Annotated in this window: 16 protein-coding genes; 6 read left to right on the top strand and 10 right to left on the bottom strand. The window is 60.3% G+C overall.

The window, feature by feature from the left end; translation table 11 throughout:
• Window positions 1-89: 89 nt before the first annotated feature.
• The gene (locus tag ACM62R_RS10440) at window positions 90-962 is read left to right on the top strand and encodes an NAD(P)-dependent oxidoreductase (RefSeq protein WP_415183993.1); all 873 of its coding nucleotides are present in this window, start codon (window positions 90-92) and stop codon (window positions 960-962) included.
• Window positions 963-1,226: 264 nt separating this feature from the next.
• Here ACM62R_RS10440 and guaA read toward each other — a convergent pair whose 3' ends face one another.
• The 7 genes from guaA to ACM62R_RS10405 all read right to left on the bottom strand — a co-directional run bounded on the left by guaA (window position 1,227) and on the right by ACM62R_RS10405 (window position 9,163).
• Window positions 1,227-2,783 carry a glutamine-hydrolyzing GMP synthase gene (guaA, locus tag ACM62R_RS10435; protein ID WP_415183992.1) on the bottom strand — a complete coding sequence of 519 codons (1,557 nt, stop codon included), beginning with the start codon at window positions 2,781-2,783 and terminating at the stop codon, window positions 1,227-1,229.
• 123 nt (window positions 2,784-2,906) lie between these two features.
• On the bottom strand, window positions 2,907-4,241 hold the full coding sequence (locus ACM62R_RS10430) for a branched-chain amino acid ABC transporter permease (protein WP_415183991.1): 1,335 nt from the start codon (window positions 4,239-4,241) through the stop codon (window positions 2,907-2,909).
• Window positions 4,238-5,248, bottom strand: a complete 1,011-nt coding sequence (locus tag ACM62R_RS10425) for a branched-chain amino acid ABC transporter permease (RefSeq protein WP_415183990.1) — start codon at window positions 5,246-5,248, stop codon at window positions 4,238-4,240. The genes ACM62R_RS10430 and ACM62R_RS10425 overlap by 4 nt, the downstream gene beginning before the upstream one ends.
• 3 nt (window positions 5,249-5,251) lie before the next feature.
• Complete coding sequence (locus ACM62R_RS10420; RefSeq protein ID WP_415183989.1) at window positions 5,252-5,956, bottom strand: ABC transporter ATP-binding protein; 705 nt, start codon at window positions 5,954-5,956, stop codon at window positions 5,252-5,254.
• The gene (locus ACM62R_RS10415; protein ID WP_415183988.1) at window positions 5,953-6,768 is read right to left on the bottom strand and encodes an ABC transporter ATP-binding protein; all 816 of its coding nucleotides are present in this window, start codon (window positions 6,766-6,768) and stop codon (window positions 5,953-5,955) included. Before ACM62R_RS10415 ends, ACM62R_RS10420 begins: the two co-directional genes overlap by 4 nt.
• A gap of 105 nt (window positions 6,769-6,873) precedes the next feature.
• A complete protein-coding gene (locus ACM62R_RS10410; RefSeq protein WP_415183987.1) occupies window positions 6,874-8,058 on the bottom strand; it encodes an ABC transporter substrate-binding protein in 1,185 nt (394 codons plus the stop codon).
• A 187-nt stretch (window positions 8,059-8,245) separates the two neighbouring features.
• On the bottom strand, window positions 8,246-9,163 hold the full coding sequence (locus tag ACM62R_RS10405) for a GlxA family transcriptional regulator (protein ID WP_415184058.1): 918 nt from the start codon (window positions 9,161-9,163) through the stop codon (window positions 8,246-8,248).
• Between the two features lie 282 nt (window positions 9,164-9,445).
• Here ACM62R_RS10405 and ACM62R_RS10400 point away from each other — a divergent pair, with 282 nt between their 5' ends.
• Window positions 9,446-10,816: a class II 3-deoxy-7-phosphoheptulonate synthase gene (locus ACM62R_RS10400; RefSeq protein ID WP_415183986.1), complete on the top strand. Its 1,371-nt coding sequence runs from the start codon at window positions 9,446-9,448 to the stop codon at window positions 10,814-10,816.
• A 66-nt stretch (window positions 10,817-10,882) separates the two neighbouring features.
• On the opposite strand, the gene ACM62R_RS10395 is transcribed toward ACM62R_RS10400, so the two are convergent.
• On the bottom strand, window positions 10,883-11,551 hold the full coding sequence (locus ACM62R_RS10395; RefSeq protein ID WP_415183985.1) for a PAS domain-containing protein: 669 nt from the start codon (window positions 11,549-11,551) through the stop codon (window positions 10,883-10,885).
• A 200-nt stretch (window positions 11,552-11,751) separates the two neighbouring features.
• On the opposite strand from ACM62R_RS10395, the gene ACM62R_RS10390 reads away from it, so the two are divergent.
• The 4 genes from ACM62R_RS10390 to ACM62R_RS10375 all read left to right on the top strand — a co-directional run bounded on the left by ACM62R_RS10390 (window position 11,752) and on the right by ACM62R_RS10375 (window position 14,789).
• The gene (locus tag ACM62R_RS10390; RefSeq protein WP_415183984.1) at window positions 11,752-12,669 is read left to right on the top strand and encodes a YicC/YloC family endoribonuclease; all 918 of its coding nucleotides are present in this window, start codon (window positions 11,752-11,754) and stop codon (window positions 12,667-12,669) included.
• Window positions 12,670-12,672: 3 nt separating this feature from the next.
• Window positions 12,673-13,308 carry a guanylate kinase gene (gmk, locus tag ACM62R_RS10385; RefSeq protein WP_415183983.1) on the top strand — a complete coding sequence of 212 codons (636 nt, stop codon included), beginning with the start codon at window positions 12,673-12,675 and terminating at the stop codon, window positions 13,306-13,308.
• A complete protein-coding gene (locus tag ACM62R_RS10380) occupies window positions 13,305-13,823 on the top strand; it encodes a gamma carbonic anhydrase family protein (protein ID WP_415183982.1) in 519 nt (172 codons plus the stop codon). The genes gmk and ACM62R_RS10380 overlap by 4 nt, the downstream gene beginning before the upstream one ends.
• Window positions 13,824-14,117: 294 nt before the next feature.
• On the top strand, window positions 14,118-14,789 hold the full coding sequence (locus tag ACM62R_RS10375; protein WP_415183981.1) for an HAD family hydrolase: 672 nt from the start codon (window positions 14,118-14,120) through the stop codon (window positions 14,787-14,789).
• 113 nt (window positions 14,790-14,902) lie between these two features.
• Here ACM62R_RS10375 and ACM62R_RS10370 read toward each other — a convergent pair whose 3' ends face one another.
• Both ACM62R_RS10370 and modC read right to left on the bottom strand, forming a co-directional pair.
• On the bottom strand, window positions 14,903-16,453 hold the full coding sequence (locus ACM62R_RS10370) for a lipopolysaccharide biosynthesis protein (protein ID WP_415183980.1): 1,551 nt from the start codon (window positions 16,451-16,453) through the stop codon (window positions 14,903-14,905).
• Between the two features lie 333 nt (window positions 16,454-16,786).
• Complete coding sequence (gene modC / locus ACM62R_RS10365) at window positions 16,787-17,878, bottom strand: molybdenum ABC transporter ATP-binding protein (protein ID WP_415183979.1); 1,092 nt, start codon at window positions 17,876-17,878, stop codon at window positions 16,787-16,789.
• Window positions 17,879-17,880: the final 2 nt, after the last annotated feature.

Genomic DNA, 17,880 nt, shown 5'->3' with positions numbered 1-17,880 from the left:
CGGCCCGGTTGACGTGGTGGGCCGCATGCGTAACTAAGTCAGGCAAGAACGGTAATCAACGCGCGTTTGCGCGAGCGAAAGGACGATCGATGGCAAATATCGCATTTTTGGGGCTGGGGGTGATGGGCTTTCCGATGGCGGGGCATCTGGCGGCTAACGGGCATCAGGTCACGGTCTATAATCGTAGTGCCGCCAAGGCTGACACCTGGATCAAGCGTCATGAAGGTAAGCGCGCCGCAACCCCTGCCGCGGCCGCGAAAGGTGCGGAATTCGTCATGGCTTGCGTTGGGAATGATGACGATCTGCGCAGCATCTGCCTGGGCGAGGACGGCGCCTTTGCAGGTATGAAACCGGGCAGCGTCTTTGTGGATCACACCACCGTTTCCGCCGCTGTCACCCGCGAACTGGCCTCGCTCGCCGCCGGCCAAGGTGTCGACTTTGTGGATGCACCGGTGTCTGGCGGGCAGGCGGGGGCAGAAAATGGCGTCCTTTCGGTGATGTGCGGCGGTGATACCGCCGCCTATACGCGCGCCGAACCCGTTATCGCCGCCTACGCAAAAATCTGCCGCCGCCTTGGCGATAGCGGGGCAGGCCAGTTGACCAAGATGTGCAACCAGATCGCTATCGCGGGTCTGGTGCAGGGGCTCGCTGAATCGCTGCATTTTGCTGAAAAAGCCGGGCTTTCCATTTCGGACGTGGTCGAGGTCATCAGCCAGGGCGCGGCGGGAAGCTGGCAGATGGCGAACCGCGCCAAAACGATGGAGGAGGATCGGTTCGATTTCGGCTTTGCCGTTGACTGGATGCGCAAGGATCTGGGGATCTGCCTCGATACCGCCAACGATACCGGCGCCAGCCTGCCGGTCACGGCGCTTGTGGATCAATTCTACAAGGATGTGCAAAAACTCGGCGGCGCGCGTTGGGATACCTCAAGCCTGATCGCGCGGCTACGCAATCTGGGCTGACCTCGGCTTTTGTTTGGCTGAAATACTCCCGCCGGAGGCGCACGGTGGCGTTTTCGGCGGGGTGTGGGCCTTTGCGCAACCTTTGATACCATGGTGATGGGCGCAGATGCGGATGACGGGTGGCCCCGGACGATCCTCTGGGCGGTAGCCGCCGTCAGTGCAGACCAGGGGTGGGGATGCGCCCCTGTCGTTCTGGCGCCGCAAGGACGTGAAAGATGCGAAATTGCGCAAACCCTCACGCCCCTGGCCGCGTCAGGCGCGGTGTTATTCCCACTCGATCGTGCCGGGGGGTTTTGAGGTGATGTCATAGGTGCAGCGGTTGATGCCCTTCACCTCATTGATGATCCGCGTGGCTGTTTCCCCCAGAAAATCATGCGTGAACGGGTAGTAATCGGCGGTCATCCCATCGACCGAGGTCACCGCCCGCAGCGCGCAGGCAAAGTCATAGGTGCGCCCGTCGCCCATCACGCCCACGGTCTTTACCGGCAAGATCGCCACGAAGGCCTGCCAGATTTCGTCGTAAAGCCCGTGTTTGCGGATCTGGTCGATAAAGACCGCATCGGCCTTGCGCAGGATTTCCAGCTTTTCACGGGTGATTTCACCGGGGCAGCGAATCGCGAGGCCGGGGCCGGGAAAGGGATGGCGGCCGATGAAGCTTTCGGGCAGGCCCAGTTCACGGCCCAAGGCGCGAACCTCATCCTTGAAAAGCTCGCGTAGCGGCTCCACCAGTTTCAGGCCCATCTTTTCGGGCAGGCCGCCGACATTGTGGTGCGACTTGATCGTGACCGAGGGTCCGCCCGAAAAGCTGACGCTTTCGATCACATCGGGGTAAAGCGTGCCTTGCGCCAGAAACTTGGCACCACCCACGTCATGCGCGTGCTTTTGGAACACGTCAATGAACAGTTTGCCGATGATCTTGCGCTTGGTTTCAGGGTCCGACACCCCTTCCAGCTCGCCCAGAAAAAGGTCGGATTCGTCGGCGTGGATCAGCGGCATGTTGTAATTGTCGCGAAACATGGTGACGACCTGTTCAGCCTCGCCCAGCCGCAGCAGCCCGTGGTCGACAAAAACGCAGGTCAACTGATCGCCAATTGCCTCATGGATCAGAACAGCCGCGACCGAGCTGTCAACGCCGCCCGAAAGCCCGCAGATCACCTTGGCATCGCCGACCTGTTCGCGAATCCGTGCTATGGCGTCGTCGCGGTAGGCACCCATCGTCCAGTCACCGGTAAAGCCTGCGATGCGAACAAAGTTTTCATATAGCGTCGCGCCCTTCGGGGTGTGATGCACCTCGGGGTGAAACTGCACCGCATAGAAATTGCGGGCAGGGTCGGCGGTGATGGCGAATGGCGCATTGGGCGAGGTGCCGTAAACCGCAAAACCCGGCGCGATTTGCGACACATGATCGCCATGGCTCATCCAGACCTGTTCGCGGCCGTCGGCAAACCAGCCCTCCAGCAGCGGCAGCGGCGCACCTGTGGGGGTGACATAGGCGCGGCCGAATTCGGCGGTGCCGTGGCCGCGTTCAACCCGCCCGCCAAGGCAGTGCATCATTACCTGCTGACCATAGCAGATCCCCAGGATTGGCACACCAAGGTCAAAGACGCGGGCCGGGGGCATCGGCGCGCCCTCGGCAAAGACCGAGGCCGGACCGCCGGACAGGATCACGGCTTTGGGGGCAAACTCGGTCAGAAACGCATCCGTCACCTTCTGGAAGGGATGGATTTCGCAATAGATGTTCAGCTCGCGCAGGCGGCGCGCAATAAGCTGCGTCACCTGAGAGCCGAAGTCGATGATAAGAAGGCGCTGATGCTGTGTCATGGGGCCCGGAATATGGCGGCCTTGGCGCTGATGCAAGAGGCGCGGGGCAACGCCCCCGCACCCTCTTGGCAGATTTTGGCCAAGAAGGAAGAAAAGGGCAGGCAAGCACCCCGCCCCGGCGGATCATTTTTCGGGGATAAGGCCGCGCGGGCTGAACCTTAGCACCAACAGCAAGATCACCCCCATGGTCAGCAACCGCATCTGCGCCGCCGAATCAACAAGGTGTTTTTTAAGCGCTGAGCCCTCTGCCAGCCCAGAGGTCACGAGTATCATGAACTGCGGCCCCCAGACCTCGACCTTGATCCAGAGAAACCAGATCAGCATCGCACCCAGAACCGAGCCCCAGTTGTTGCCAGATCCGCCAACGATGACCATGACCCAGACCAGAAACGTGAACCGCAGCGGATTGTAGCTGCCGGGTGTCATCTGCCCGTCCATGCTGATCAGCATGGCCCCCGCAAGGCCACAGACTGCGGATCCGATGATGAAAATCTGCAAATGGCGCCGGGTGACGTTCTTGCCCATGGCGGCGGCGGCGGTCTCATTATCGCGGATAGCCCGCATCATCCGGCCCCAGGGCGAATGCAGCGCCATCTGTGACAGCCAGATCAACGCCAGCAGCACCAGCGCCAAAAGCCCGGTGTAGCAAAGTTTGACCAGCAGGGTTGAGGCTGTGATCGGGTCCAGGCCCAATGCGGCGGCGCGTTCAACAAAGCCGGGGCTGGACTGCAACGTAACCTCATAGGGTACAGGCCAGGGGCGGGGAATCCCGTTGATATTCATCACGCCGCGCGCCAACCAGTCTTCGTTCTTGATGACCGCCACGATGATTTCGCCAATACCCAGTGTCGCAATCGCCAGATAATCGGACCGCAGCCCCAATGCCGTCTTACCCACAACCCATGCCGCGCCAGCCGCGAATAACGCCCCGACAGGCCAGGAAAACAGCACCGGAAGCCCGATACCGCCCAGGTTGCCCGCCGCAGCCGTATTGACCGCCTCAATGGCCTCTACCGCAGGGTCAAACGCCCCGCGGTACAGAAAGAACCCGCCGATCAGTAGGGCCGGCACGGCCAATTTGCGCAAACGCGGTGTCAACCTTCGGTTGGCCGTGATCGCCAGCGCCACCACCGCGACCACGATGGCGATGGCAAGAAGAATACCAACCCCCCCCGCCGAAAACGCCCCCGGATTGGGCGGCATGGAAATCAGCACCGGCGCCAGTCCGCCAATAGCCACAAAGCCGACAACACCAGCGTTGAACAGCCCCGCATAGCCCCACTGCATATTGACCCCCAGCGCCATGATCGCTGCGATCAGCCCGGTATTGAGGATATAAAGCGCCGAGTTCCAGCTTCCTAAAAAGCCCTCTAGCACGATCAACGCGGCCATGGCGGCGAACAACAGTGGCGCGCGCAAGCGCCCGCCCGAGGCGGCCTGTGGCTGATGCTGGCTCATACCGATTTCCCCTTGAACAGACCTGTGGGCTTGAACAGCAGCACGATGATCAGGATCGCAAAGCTGACGGCAAACTTATACTCGGTGGACAACAGTTGGATCGGGCCATCGGGTGACCAGTCGCCGGGCGCAAGATACCCCACCACCTTGCGAAAATCGTAGGTCACCGCCACCTCTGAAAAGGCGATGACAAAACCCCCGGCAATGGCGCCCAAAGGATTGCCAAGCCCGCCAACGATCGCGGCGGCAAAAATGGGAAGAAGAAGCTGAAAGTAGTTGAAAGCCTTGAAGGATTTATCCAACCCATAAAGCGTTCCGGCGATAGTGGCCAAGGCCGCCGCGATGATCCAGGTGACCGCAACCACCTTTTCAGGGTTAATGCCCGACAGCAACGCCAGATCCTCGTTATCGGAAAAGGCCCGCATGGATTTGCCCGTCCGCGTGCGATTGAGAAACCAGAACAAGGCCCAGACGACCAAAACCGCGGTTACAACGGTAATGACCTGGGTTGACCGCAGTGCCAGCGCCTCATTCAGACCGGTAGCGGCCTTGAACTCTCTCGCGGTGATGATAAAGCGCAACCCGTCATCGAACCGGATCTCATCGACACCGATCAAAAATCGGGTCAACCCGTTCATGACGAACATCACCCCGACCGAGGCCATCACCAAAATGACAGGCGCGGATTTTTTCGTCCGGTAGAATTTATAAACGGCTCGGTCTGTTGCCAGCACAAAGGCGGCCGTCAGTGCAATGCCGAAAGGCAGTGCCAAAAGCGCGGTGGGCAACGGCCCCAGCGTGATCCCCAGCGCCTGTAACCCCCAGGTCAAAAGAATGGTGATGCCCGCCCCGAAGGCCATGGTGTCGCCATGCGCAAAGTTGGAAAACCGCAAGATGCCGTAGATCAGCGTCACCCCCAGCGCCCCCAGCGCCAGCTGTGCGCCATAAGCAGACGCCGGGATCAGGACGTAATTCGAAAGGGCGACCAGCGCGTTGAGAAAATCCATGGCTCAGCCCCCCAGAAAGGTGCGACGGACCTCGGGGTCGGCCATCAATGCGGCCCCGGTGTCTGTGTATCGGTTGGCGCCCTGCACCAGAACATACCCCATGTCTGCAATTTCAAGGGCTTGGCGGGCGTTCTGTTCAACCATCAGAATGCTGATTCCGCTGCGGGCCACCTCGATGATGCGGTCAAACAATTCATCCATGACAATGGGCGACACACCGGCGGTAGGTTCGTCCAGCATCAAAAGCTTGGGCTGGGTCATCAGCGCACGGCCTACGGCCACCTGCTGACGCTGACCACCCGATAATTCGCCCGCTGGCTGATTGCGCTTTTCCTTCAGGATCGGGAACAGATGGTAGACCTGTTCCATCGTATCGCTGAAATCATCCGCGCGCAAAAACGCGCCCATTTCCAGATTTTCCTCGACGCTCATCGAGGGGAAGACGTTGTTGGTCTGGGGCACGAACCCCATGCCCTTGGCGACCCGCGCCTGTGGGCTTAGCGCGGTGATGTCCTCGCCGTCCAGCATCACATGACCCTGGCGCAGTTTTAGCATGCCAAACACCGCTTTCATGGCGGTTGATTTTCCTGCGCCGTTCGGGCCGACAATAACGGCGATCTGGCCCTTTTCGACCTTCAGCGTGCAGCCGTGTAAAATATCCGTCGCGCCGTAGCCGCCGGTCATGTTCTCGGCCAAAAGAAAGCTCATGCGCTGGCTCCTGCGCCTGATCGGTGGGCCTGATGTTCGGCCGCGACCTTGTTTTTCAATCCGGTGCCCAGATAAGCCTCGATCACCGCCTCATTTTGCATGATGTTCGCGGCTGATCCTTGTGCCAAAACTTTGCCCTCTGCCATAACGATCACCGGATCGCACAGGCGACCGATGAAATCCATATCATGTTCGATCACGCAAAACGTATAGCCGCGTTCCTTGTTCAGGCGCACGATTGCATCGCCAATGGTATTAAGAAGGGTGCGGTTCACACCGGCCCCGACCTCATCCAGAAACACGATTTTAGCCTCGACCATCATGGTGCGGCCCAGTTCCAACAGCTTTTTCTGCCCGCCTGACAGGTTTCCCGCCTTTTCGTCGCGCAAATGGGAAATCGTCAGAAAATCAAGGACATCATCCACTTTCCGCAGTAGATCAACCTCTTGCGCGGCGATCCTTTTGCGCGCAAACCAGGTTTTCCACAGTGTTTCGCCAGATTGGCCGCCTGGCACCATCATCAGATTTTCGCGCACTGTCATGCTTGAGAATTCATGCGCGATCTGAAAGGTGCGCAGCAGCCCCTTGTGAAACAGCTGATGAGGGGCCAGCCCGGTAATGTCTTCGCCCGCCATCGTGACACGTCCCGATGTTGGTTGGTAAACCCCGGCTATGACGTTGAAAAGTGTTGACTTTCCCGCGCCATTCGGGCCAATCAGCCCGGTGATGGAGCCTTTGGCTATTTCCAGCGATGCGCCGTCTACGGCACGAAAGCCGCCAAAGTGTTTATGCAGGTTCTCGACCCGGATCATTGAATCCCCATCTTCATGTTTCACATGAAGTTCAGCCGTTATCGACTTGTTTTCGTTTTGAAACAGCCCGGAAACCTCCGGGCTGCGGTGTTTGTCAGGCCGGGCTTAGCGATAGCCGACCACTTCCATTTTGCCATCTTTGAAGGTGACTTCGCGGTATGTCCCCGCACTTTCACCTGCGCCGATCATCTCAACAGCGGAACCGCCGACATAATCCACGTCACCGCCTGCTGCAAGAATTTCCAGCGCCTTGCCCAATTCGCCCGGCTGGATCTTTTCGCCCGGTGCGTTGGCCACCTCCATGATCTTGTCCTTGTAGACCGACGGATCAGCCGTGCCGGCCGCCTGCATGGCAAGCAGCATCAGCGCGGCGGCGTCATAGGATTCTGCCGAATAGGCCGATGTGCCATCAAAGCCGGCCTCAGCCGCCAATTTCAGGAAAGTTTCACGGCCTTCACCTTCGGACGCTGGGTTTTGGCCGAAAGAGCCGTCAATTTCGCTGCCGAATCTGTCAACCAACCCTTGGCCCACCATCCCATCGGGGAACACAAAGGTTTCAAAAGCGCCGGAATCAATCGCGCCCCGCACGATCCCTGCACCCCCCTGATCGACATAGCCGACCACCGCGAGCGCCTGCCCACCAGCCGCCGCCAGTGCGCCGACTTCGGCCGAGTAGTCGGCCTTGCCGTCTTCATGGGCGGTGTTGATCGTGACCTTGCCACCCGCAGCCTCGAATGCGGCGGCGAAAGCATCGGCCAAGCCCTTGCCGTAGTCGTTGTTGGTGTAGGTCACAGCAACTTCTTTGATGCCATGTTCCATCACGATCTGGGTCATCACGTCGCCCTGGCGGGCATCCGACGGCGAAGTGCGAAAGAACAGGCCATTATCTTCGACCGTCGACAGCGCAGGCGAGGTGGCCGAAGGCGAAATCATGACCATGCCATTCGGCACGGCAACGTTGACCAGGCTGGCCGTCGCTTCGCCCGAACACATCCCCCCGACAATGCCCGACACCCGGTCACTGGTGATCAGGCGTTCAACGCCCGCGGTTGCCGCAGCCGAGTCAATGCAGGTGCTGTCTGTGCGGACCGGCGTCACAGTCGCCCCGCCCAGTAGTTTGCCCGAGTCGCTGACCTCTTTCATGGCCATTTCGGCGCCCAGTGCCATCGGCCCGGCCAGCGATTCAAGCGGGCCGGTAAAGCCCAGCGAAATTCCCATCTTGATTTCTTCGGCTGATGCGGCCCCAGCGATCAAGGCCATGGCGGCAGTTGCCAAAAGCAGTTTCTTCATTATCTCACTCCCGGTTGGAACATTGTTCTGGGGCCAGAGGTTAGTGTGCGTCAGATCAAAAGAAAATCCCCATCCGATGTATATTGGGCGTTGAAAAGGGTGAAAGTGCCCTAAACGATCGGGCTTACGCTACGTCGTATGGGGGTGGATCGAACGGTGCCCGGTCCTGCCGTCACCACGGGCGCCTTCAGTCATTTTCGTCGAACCCGCCAGAGGTGCCGCGCTCGCGGTAGGGGGTGGTTGAATATTGTGCGCGGTAGCACTTGGAAAAATGCGAGGGACTGGCAAAACCACACGCCAATGCCACGTTGATCACGCTCATTTCCGTTTGCATCAGCAGGTTGCGCGCCTTTTGCAGGCGGATTTCCATGTAATAGCGTTTTGGGCTGCGGTTCAGGTAGCGGCGAAACAGGCGCTCTAGCTGGCGGGTGGACATTCCCACCTCTTCGGCCAGCTTTGCCGGGCTGATCGGCTCTTCGATATTCGCCTCCATCCGGCCAATCACCTGCGCCAGTTTCGGGTGCCGCACGCCGATCCGCGTGGGGATCGACAGGCGCTGGCTGTCCTGATCGGTGCGGATGGAGTTGTAGATCAGCTGATCCGCCACGGTATTGGCCAGCCCCTCGCCGTGATCCTGGGCGATGATCTTCAGCATCAGGTCAATCGAGGCGGTGCCACCGGCGGTGCTCATCCGGTTGCCATCAACGACAAAAACCGACTTCGTCAATCGGACCTCGTCGAATTCCTCGATGAAACTGTCCTGATTTTCCCAATGGATCGTGGCGCGCTTGCCATCCAAAAGACCGGCCCGCGCCAGCGCCCATGCGCCCGTGCAAAGCCCGCCAATAGCGACCCCCCGGCGGGCCTCGCGGCGCAGCCAGTTCAACACCGGCTTTGTCGTGGCCTCGGCAACATCGACACCACCGCAGACCATCACTGTGTCATCGCGTGAAATTTCTGTCAGCCCCTGGTCCAGCCGCAGTCTTGCGCCGTTTGAGCAGATTGCTTCGGTGCCGTTTTCGCCCGCCAGTTTCCAGTCGTAGAGGTCCAGCCCCGAGACGCGATTGGCCAGCCGCAAAGGCTCGATCGCGCCGGCAAAGGACATCAGCGTAAAGCGGTCAAGCAGCAAAAACACAAAGCAGCGTGGCTTGATCGCTGCGTATGTGTGCAAGGGGCGATTGGGTGATTGGCCAGACAAGGGCCGTGTAGAACGAGAATTGTGCATTTGCGACCCGTAAGACGTCGTTTGACCCACCAGATCAGGGAAACCAGACGCCCGCAAGAGGCAGAGTTATATTAGCGTCCAAGGCCCGCAGTAGGGTTTGCGTCAGGTGCGCGGGCCGCGTATAAGGCGCCCGTTACCGCGAACGAGGCGAAGGAGATGGACATGACCAAGGGCTGGACGAAATCTGACTGGCGTGCGTTGCCGCGCGTGCAGATGCCGGAATATCCCGATATCGCCGCTGTTCAATCGGTCGAGGCAAATCTGGCCAAGATGCCGCCCCTGGTTTTTGCGGGCGAAGCGCGGCGGCTGAAATCCTATCTGGGCGAAGTGGCCGAGGGCCGTGCCTTCATGCTGCAAGGCGGCGACTGCGCCGAAAGCTTTGCCGAGTTTTCGGCCGACAACATCCGCGATACCTTCAAGGTGATGCTGCAAATGGCCATCGTGCTGACCTGGGGCGCAAAGGTTCCGGTGATCAAGATCGGCCGGATGGCGGGGCAATTTGCCAAACCGCGTTCCGCCGCGACCGAAGTCGTGGACGGTGTCGAGCTGCCCAGCTACCGCGGTGACATCATCAACGGGTTTGACTTTACCGCCGCCGCGCGGATCCCTGACCCTGCCCGCATGTTGCAGGCCTATACCCAGGCCGCCGCCAGTCTGAACCTGCTGCGCGCCTTTTCAAGCGGGGGTTACGCCGATATTCACCGCGTCCAAAGCTGGATTTCCGGCTTTACCGAAGAGGATGAGGCGCAGCGCTACCGTGAAGTGGCGCGGCAGATTTCCGATGCGATGGACTTCATGGCAGCGGCGGGCGTCACCTCGGACACCGCGCATGAACTGGGCACGGTCGAATTCTACACCTCGCACGAAGCGTTGTTGCTGGAATACGAAGAGGCCTTGTGCCGGGTCGACAGCACCACGGGCCTGCCTGTGGCCGGGTCCGGCCATATGCTGTGGATCGGTGACCGCACCCGCCAACCTGCCGGGGCGCATGTGGAATTCTGCCGGGGCGTGCAAAACCCGATCGGGTTGAAATGCGGCCCCTCGATGACGGCCGAGGATCTGAAGGTGCTGTTGGCCAAGCTGAACCCCGAAAATGAGGCCGGGCGGCTGACGCTGATTGCGCGCTTTGGGGCGGGGTCGGTGGGCGACCACCTGCCGCGCCTGATCAACACGGTGCAATCCGAAGGCGCCAAGGTGGTCTGGACCTGCGATCCGATGCACGGCAACACGATCAAATCGCCCTCGGGCTACAAGACGCGGCCCTTTGATTCGGTCCTGCGCGAGGTGCGCGAATTCTTTGCTGTCCACAAGGCCGAGGGCACGATCCCTGGTGGTGTGCATTTCGAGATGACCGGCAAGGACGTGACCGAATGCACCGGTGGGGTGCGCGCCGTTACCGACGAAGATCTGCAATCGCGCTACCACACCGCCTGCGACCCGCGCCTGAACGCAAGCCAATCGCTGGAGTTGGCGTTCCTCGTTGCGGAAGAGCTGAAAGACCGGCGGATGATGAGGCAAGCCTCTGGCCTTTGATCGGCTGAAAACCAAGACGGCGGCCCGATGCGCGGCCGCCGTTCTGGTTTTTCAAAAGGGCAGGGCCTAATCGTCAGACCGAACTAGCCGCAACATGGCCCGCCGCGCTTCTGGTGTCATCTGTGGCGTGGCCGTCGGTAAGGCGGGGGCAAAATGGGCAGGCGCCTCGGCAAGGCCGGTCTGGCGCAGTGTTGCCGCCGGCGATTGGCGGCGTCCGATCACGCTACCGGCGATTATCGGGCTAATCTGCGCCTTGGCCAGTTCAAACCGGCGCGGGCTTCGCCCGATCGCGCCTTCTGCGATCAGACAGCCCAAGGCGCGATTGACGTCCCCTAAATCCGACGTCATCGGCAGGATCAACAACCGCGCTTGCAGGGCGGGTTTGCCAAAACCAGTTTCAGCATTCAGCGTCAGATCGGCCACTTCGGGGCTGTTGAACGCGCTTTCAAGGATGTCGCTTATCCGTTTGCGGGCCGTCGGGGTAAAGAACGCGGTCAGCGGCATACCGCGCACCTCCATGCCCATCAGGTCATTCAGATGCATGCCTGCCACCCGGAACCGTGCAGCACCGGGCGCAATCCGTTCCAAAAGGAAGGCGTGTTCCAATGCGCGCTCGATTCCGCGCGGGTCCACGTCAGAACGGGTCGGAACCAGACGACCGTTGCGCAACCCCTCCCAATAGGCACGCACCTCGGCTGCGATCCGATTGCCCTTACCCCTGTCCAGTTCACCCATTGCGACCACCTTGCCCGAAGACCCTTGACCTAGTCTCACATCAAACCCGCCTGTTGCTGCGCTGCGACATTTCACGCCGCCTTTGCTTTCGGGCTGTCACGTCGCGCCTTGATCGCGCTAGTGTTGGCCTGAAATCCATCATGATTACTCAAGTGTTAAGATACGCCATTTCTCGACCCGAGGGGGAACAAAAGTAATATATGGTTAAGCCTGATCCAATACACCGCACAATCTCGATGACCGGTTTTGCCAGCCTGCGGGGGGCCGCCCATAACCACGAATGGATGTGGGAGGTGCGCGCCGTCAACGGCAAGGGGATGGATCTGCGCCTGCGCCTGCCAGACGGTATTGGCGGGCTCGAGCCGATGGTGCGCGCCGCTGTGGGGCAGGTGGTGGCGCGGGGCAATGTCACGGTGAACCTGAAGCTGACCCATAATGAGGGCGCGGATTTGCCACGCGTCAGCCCCAATGGGCTGACGGCTGCCTTGATCGCTGTGGCCCATATCCAGTATGAGGCCGGCGAACGCGGCCTGACGCTGGCCCCGACCCGTGCAAGCGACATCATGGCGCTGCGCGGTGTCACAGAGCAGCACAGCCCCGATCTGCCCGATACCACCGCCTTGCGCACGGTGTTGCTGGCGGATCTAACCCGCGTTTTGACGGATTTCAACAGCACGCGGGCGACAGAAGGCGCCGCACTTGGCGCCGTGATTGCCGCCCAGGTGGACCGTATAGAGGCGCTGACCGCCGCCGCGCTTGCGGCCGCCAATGCGCGCCGCCCCGAGGTTGCCGCCGCCCTCAAAGCCGCCCTTCAACGCGTGATAGACAGCGCCCCGGCCGCAGACCCGAACCGCGTTGCGCAAGAACTGGCCCTGCTGGCGATCAAGGCGGATGTCACCGAAGAAATAGACCGCCTTACCGCCCATATCGCCGCGGCCCGCGCGCTTTTGGCCGACCCCGCGCCCGTGGGACGCAAATTTGAATTCCTGAGCCAGGAATTTACCCGTGAGGCAAATACCCTATGCTCAAAATCCGGCTCTACCATCTTGACTGCGATCGGGCTTGACCTCAAACACACCATCGACCAGATGCGCGAGCAGATCCAGAACGTGGAGTAAGCCATGACCCGCAAAGGGCTTTTGATCATTCTGTCATCGCCGTCGGGGGCGGGCAAATCGACCTTGGCCAAACGGCTGATGGCGTGGGATCCGACGCTGAAATTCTCGGTTTCGGCAACGACGCGGGCGCCGCGCGCCGGCGAGCAAGACGGTCACGACTATTTCTTTCGCGACCGCGCCGCATTTGAGGCGATGGTTGCGGCGGGCGACATGCTGGAACATGCCGAGGTGTTCGGCAACCTCTACGGTACCCCCAAATCCCCGGTCGAGGCGGCGATGCACGAGGGCCGCGATACGCTTTTCGATATTGATTGGCAGGGCGGGCAACAGATCCGCAATTCGTCCCTTGGTAAGGATGTGGTGTCGATCTTCATCCTGCCGCCGTCGATCGCAGATCTTGAGTCGCGCCTGCGCGGGCGCGGGCAGGACACAGAAGAGATCATCGCCGGGCGAATGGCCAAGTCCCAATCAGAAATCAGCCATTGGGCGGAATATGATTACGTTCTGGTGAACGAGGATCTGGACACCGCCGAGGACGAGTTGAAAACCATCCTGCGGGCCGAACGGATGCGCCGCGACCGCCAACCCGGCCTGACCGATTTTATCCGCAACCTGAACAAGGAATTCGACGCCCGATGATCTATGCACTTGACGGTATCGTCCCGCAAATCGCGCCCGACGCCTGGGTTGCCCCTGACGCCAACCTGATCGGCAAGGTTGTTTTGGAGCCCGGCGCCAGTGTCTGGTTTTGCGCCACCCTGCGGGGGGACAACGAAGAAATCCGGGTCGGGGCCGGATCGAACATTCAAGAAAGCAGCGTGTTGCATACGGATATGGGCTATCCGCTGGTGATTGGCGCAAATTGTACCATTGGGCACAAGGCAATGCTGCATGGCTGCACCATCGGTGCGGGGTCGCTGATCGGCATGGGTGCCACAGTGCTGAACGGCGCGCAGATCGGGCGGGGTTGCCTGATTGGCGCGGGCGCATTGATCACCGAGGGTAAGATCATCCCTGATTTCAGTCTGGTGATGGGTGCCCCCGGAAAAGTAGTGCGCGAACTGGATGACGAGGCGCGCCAACGACTGCTGGACTCGGCCGAGCATTACCGCGCCAATGCAAAACGCTATCGCGCCGGGCTGAAACCCGCCTGAGCAGACACAAGGCACACCGGGAACGCGGCGGCGGGCGTGAAAACGCTTGCCGTTGCGGGCTACGGCGGGATCACAACTGCTATGCCCTGTCTTGCCCCGGAAAAGTTGATATAGGGTCGCAATCGGGGCGGCAATTTCAAAGGTTTCGGGGCACCAGAGCGCGACCCACGGTCCGCCTTTGGGACGCGCTGCGCTAAACCGATTCTGGACCAGGGATTGTGACGAAATGATAGAGAACTATCCGCAACTTTATTGCAACGCCAAGGTGGGGCACGCTGTTCAGGAGGGGCTGTTGTGACGCAACGGGCTGTTTTATGGGATATGGACGGCACCCTGGTCGACAGCGAGCCGGTCCACGCGCGCGCCTTTGCCGGCGCGGTAAAAGAGCTTGGCCTGACCCTGCCAGAGGGCTTTACCGAAGGTCTGATCGGGTCCAGCGCCGAACAGGTCCATCGCGCCATGGTCGCGCAGACCGGGACCGAAATCAGCCTTGCAGACTGGCTGACCCTGAAATGGCGGCACTACAAAGCCCATTCAACCAACATTCCGCGACGCGAAAGCGTCTCGCGTGTGGCCGAAGCGTTGGCGGCGCGGGGTGTTCCGATGGCGGTCGTGTCGAACTCTACCGCCGATGAGGTGGCGTTGTGCCTGCGCGCTACGGGCCTTGATCTGATCTTGCCGGTGACGGTCAGCCGCACGGATCTGCACCGTGGCAAGCCAGACCCAGAGGGGTATTTGTTGGCCGCAAAGCGGCTGGGCTGCGCGCCAAAAGATTGCCTCGTGGTCGAAGACAGCAAGCTGGGCGTGGCGGCGGGGCTTGCTGCGGGGATGACGGTTCTGTTTCATCCACAGGCCAGCACACCCGGTGGCACTACCCCGCCTGAAGGGGCAGGCTTTCTGGCGCCAGACGGTGATCCTTTCGTGCCAATCAACCGCTTTACGAAAACCGGGGCCCTTTTTTCATAAGGAAGGCCGCAGCGCTGCCCCCTCAATAACGACGACGCGAATACGAACGCGGCGTAGCGCCTGCGATGCAAATGATTGATCCCGGGCGGAAAATCAGCGGTAGTATCTGCGCCTCAAACCCTTTTGCGGACAAGACCACGCAGCCGCAGGATCACTTGTTTCAGATCGGTCTTTTCGCGCTCGTTCAGGCAAAACAGCAGTAAAACGACAAAATAAACCACCTCACCGCTTAACCCATAAATGATCAGATCGCGCCAACCTTCAATGGGCCTGATCTGGACCAGACCCCACCAGGCAAACATGCCGGCAAGAGCAGGCATCAACCCCGGTTTGAGAACGAGAGCCGAAAAATCCTTGAACCGGGCGTCGGTAAAGTTCAGGCACAGGGGCCAAAAATATGTCAGCTGCGACGCTATGGTGATAAAACTCAGCGCCACGGCAACCCCCACGGCCCCCAGATCCGTAAAGCGCAGCATCACCCCCATCAGCACCAAACCCGCAAATTGAAACAGGAATGCCGGCAGGAAGAATTCCTTCACCCGTGCCGTGGACATCGCCGTCATCCCGAGCAACATCGTCGGGTTGGTGAACGGAAACATGACCATGAACAGCGTGATCACCATTGCCGTCTGCGGATAGTCCGGGCCCAGATAAAGCGCGACGAATTCACGCGAATAGATCGTCAGCGGCACTGCAATACTCAGCGCCACCCATAGCGCATAACGCCCGCCGCGAAACACCGTCCGTGCAAGGCGTTCCCGTTCCTCCAAGGCGTTCATCGCCGTCAGCACAGGAAGAAGGGGTAGTGCGGCAAGGCTGATTGTGCTGTCGATCTGCCGGTAGAACGTCGATCCGATATAATAGCTGGTGACATCCATGGCGGTGCCGTGAAGGTTCAACAGAATGGTTGCCGCGTTGATATACATCAGCCCGCCAAGCCGGCCAACGGTTGTCCAAAGGCCAAAGCTCATCAGTTGACGGGCCAGCTTTGGTTCAAACAGGTCGCGCCGCATCCGCAGCTCTGGCACCATCTGGCGCGATCGCCACACCGTTACCCCGGTGTAGGTTATCTCTGATATAGCCGTGGCAAACGACACCCAGATCACATGCGGCCCGATGCCCAAGAGGAAAACCAACAGCAGCGTGATGCGCAACAAATCGCGCGCCAACCCCCAAAGATTCAATTCCAAAAACCGCTGACGGATATGAAAGCCCGCCGCAAACGGCAGGCCCAGCATTTGCAGGGCAAAGCTGCCCAACAGCATCGCCATCATCCAACCCGCAGAGCGCTCCATCCCCGGAACGATGTTCAGCACATCCCCGATGAAGAACGCCAGCACGATACCGGCGACCAAGAATACCAAAGCCATCGCCGCCACCAACGGAAAGATCGACGAGACGATAGTAGTTGCCCGCAGCCTGTCGCCCTTGGCGTAGGCATCAACCAGATGACGCGCAATGCCGCCGGTGAAGAACGAAAAAAACAGCGGTGCAAACACCATGAGCGACATCACCACCGGCAGGACCGCGAATTCATCGGCCGAGACATATTTCAGCAGGTACTGATACATCCACAGCACCACGGTCATATTGGCGACCTTTGCGACCAGTGAGCTGGCAGAATTGATCGCGACAAGGCGTTTTGAAATCGTAACAGAACTCATGTTTTGCCTTATTATCAATAGGATCCGGTTATAGCGGCCCCAAGGCAGGTCGTTGCAACCGCCTTTTGTTGATAGAGGGCATAAGATGCGCGCACCAGAGGCAAGTTCCACCTCTTTTGATTGAAACCGGGTCCGGGTCAAATCAATGCCGCACAATCATTTGCCAGCCACCGGCCGGGAGGGGGCCTGATAAAGCGGCCCAAAGAGGTGCTGGCATCGGCTTGTCGCGGCGGGCGGTTTGCCGTGCGTAGGCCGGGCGCTACCGTTTTGCGCGCCTTGGCGCCATCTGGGTCCCTTTACTGGGTTTGGCGCCGCCCTGAATAAACCGAGTTTTTAGCGGCCGATATCCCCCTTGACCACCGCCACGGATTTTAAGATGGCATAGCACCCCGTTCCCGGGGTAAGCGCCAATGCGTTGGCAGAACGGGCGGTCAGCCTTGCAAGGATCAGCTCATTCCCGGCCCGCAGTTGCACAAAGGCGCGCGTATCGCCGCGACTATCCAGCGCCGTAACGGTGGCTGGCAGAATATTGAGCGCGGAAAGCCCGTCCGGCCGGCTGCGCGAAACGATCACATCCGAGGCATGCAGCCGTACGCGCACCTCGGTGCCCGGCGCACCTTCGACCCGCGCCAGCCAGATCGGCCCGGCCGACGTTTCAAGCCGGGTCAAGCCGTCGTCCTCATGTGCAGCGATGCGCGCAGTGATCAGCGCGCCGGCCTCGTTCGTGCCAAAGCTGAGCGCGGCCTCTGGGTCGGCCAGAATCCGGGCGCTGGGGCCGGCATGGCGAACCCGCCCCTGATCCAGCACGATAATGGTGGTCGCCAGCCTTGCCACCTCGGCTGCGGAATGGCTGACGTAGAGAATGGGGATTTGCGTCTCGTCGCGCAGCCGTTCCAGATAGGGCAGGATTTCGGTCTTGCGCGCCTCATCCAGCGCGGCAAGGGGCTCATCCATCAACAGGATCTGGGGTTTGGACAAAAGCGCGCGCCCGATGGCCACACGCTGCCGCTCGCCCCCTGAAAGGGCACCGGGGCGGCGGGTCAACAGCGCGCCAATGCCCAACATCTCGATCACCCTTTCGGGGGCAACACCAGGGGGGGTGCGCGCCGCAAACCAATGGCCGTAAAACAGATTCTGCCGTACCGTCAGATGCGGAAAAAGCCGCGCTTCTTGAAAGACATAGCCTATTTTGCGTCGGTGCGGCGCAATGCTGGTGCGGGTGGCCGTGTCCAGCAGCACCCGGTTGGCCACCGTGATGCGGCCCCGGTCGGGGCGCAGTAACCCCGCGACAGCATTGATAACTGTCGTTTTGCCGGAACCGGAATGGCCAAACAGCGCCGTCAGCCCCGCAGGTGCGCTAAACGACAGATCAACCGAAAAGCTGCCGAAATCATGCGTCAGATCAACCGAAAGCGAAGGAACCATCC

This window comes from Phaeovulum sp. (genome assembly GCF_047638075.1).
Lineage (GTDB): Bacteria > Pseudomonadota > Alphaproteobacteria > Rhodobacterales > Rhodobacteraceae > UBA6197.
The sequence above is the reverse complement of the archived record's forward strand: the minus strand, read 5'-3'. Positions and strand labels throughout refer to the sequence as shown.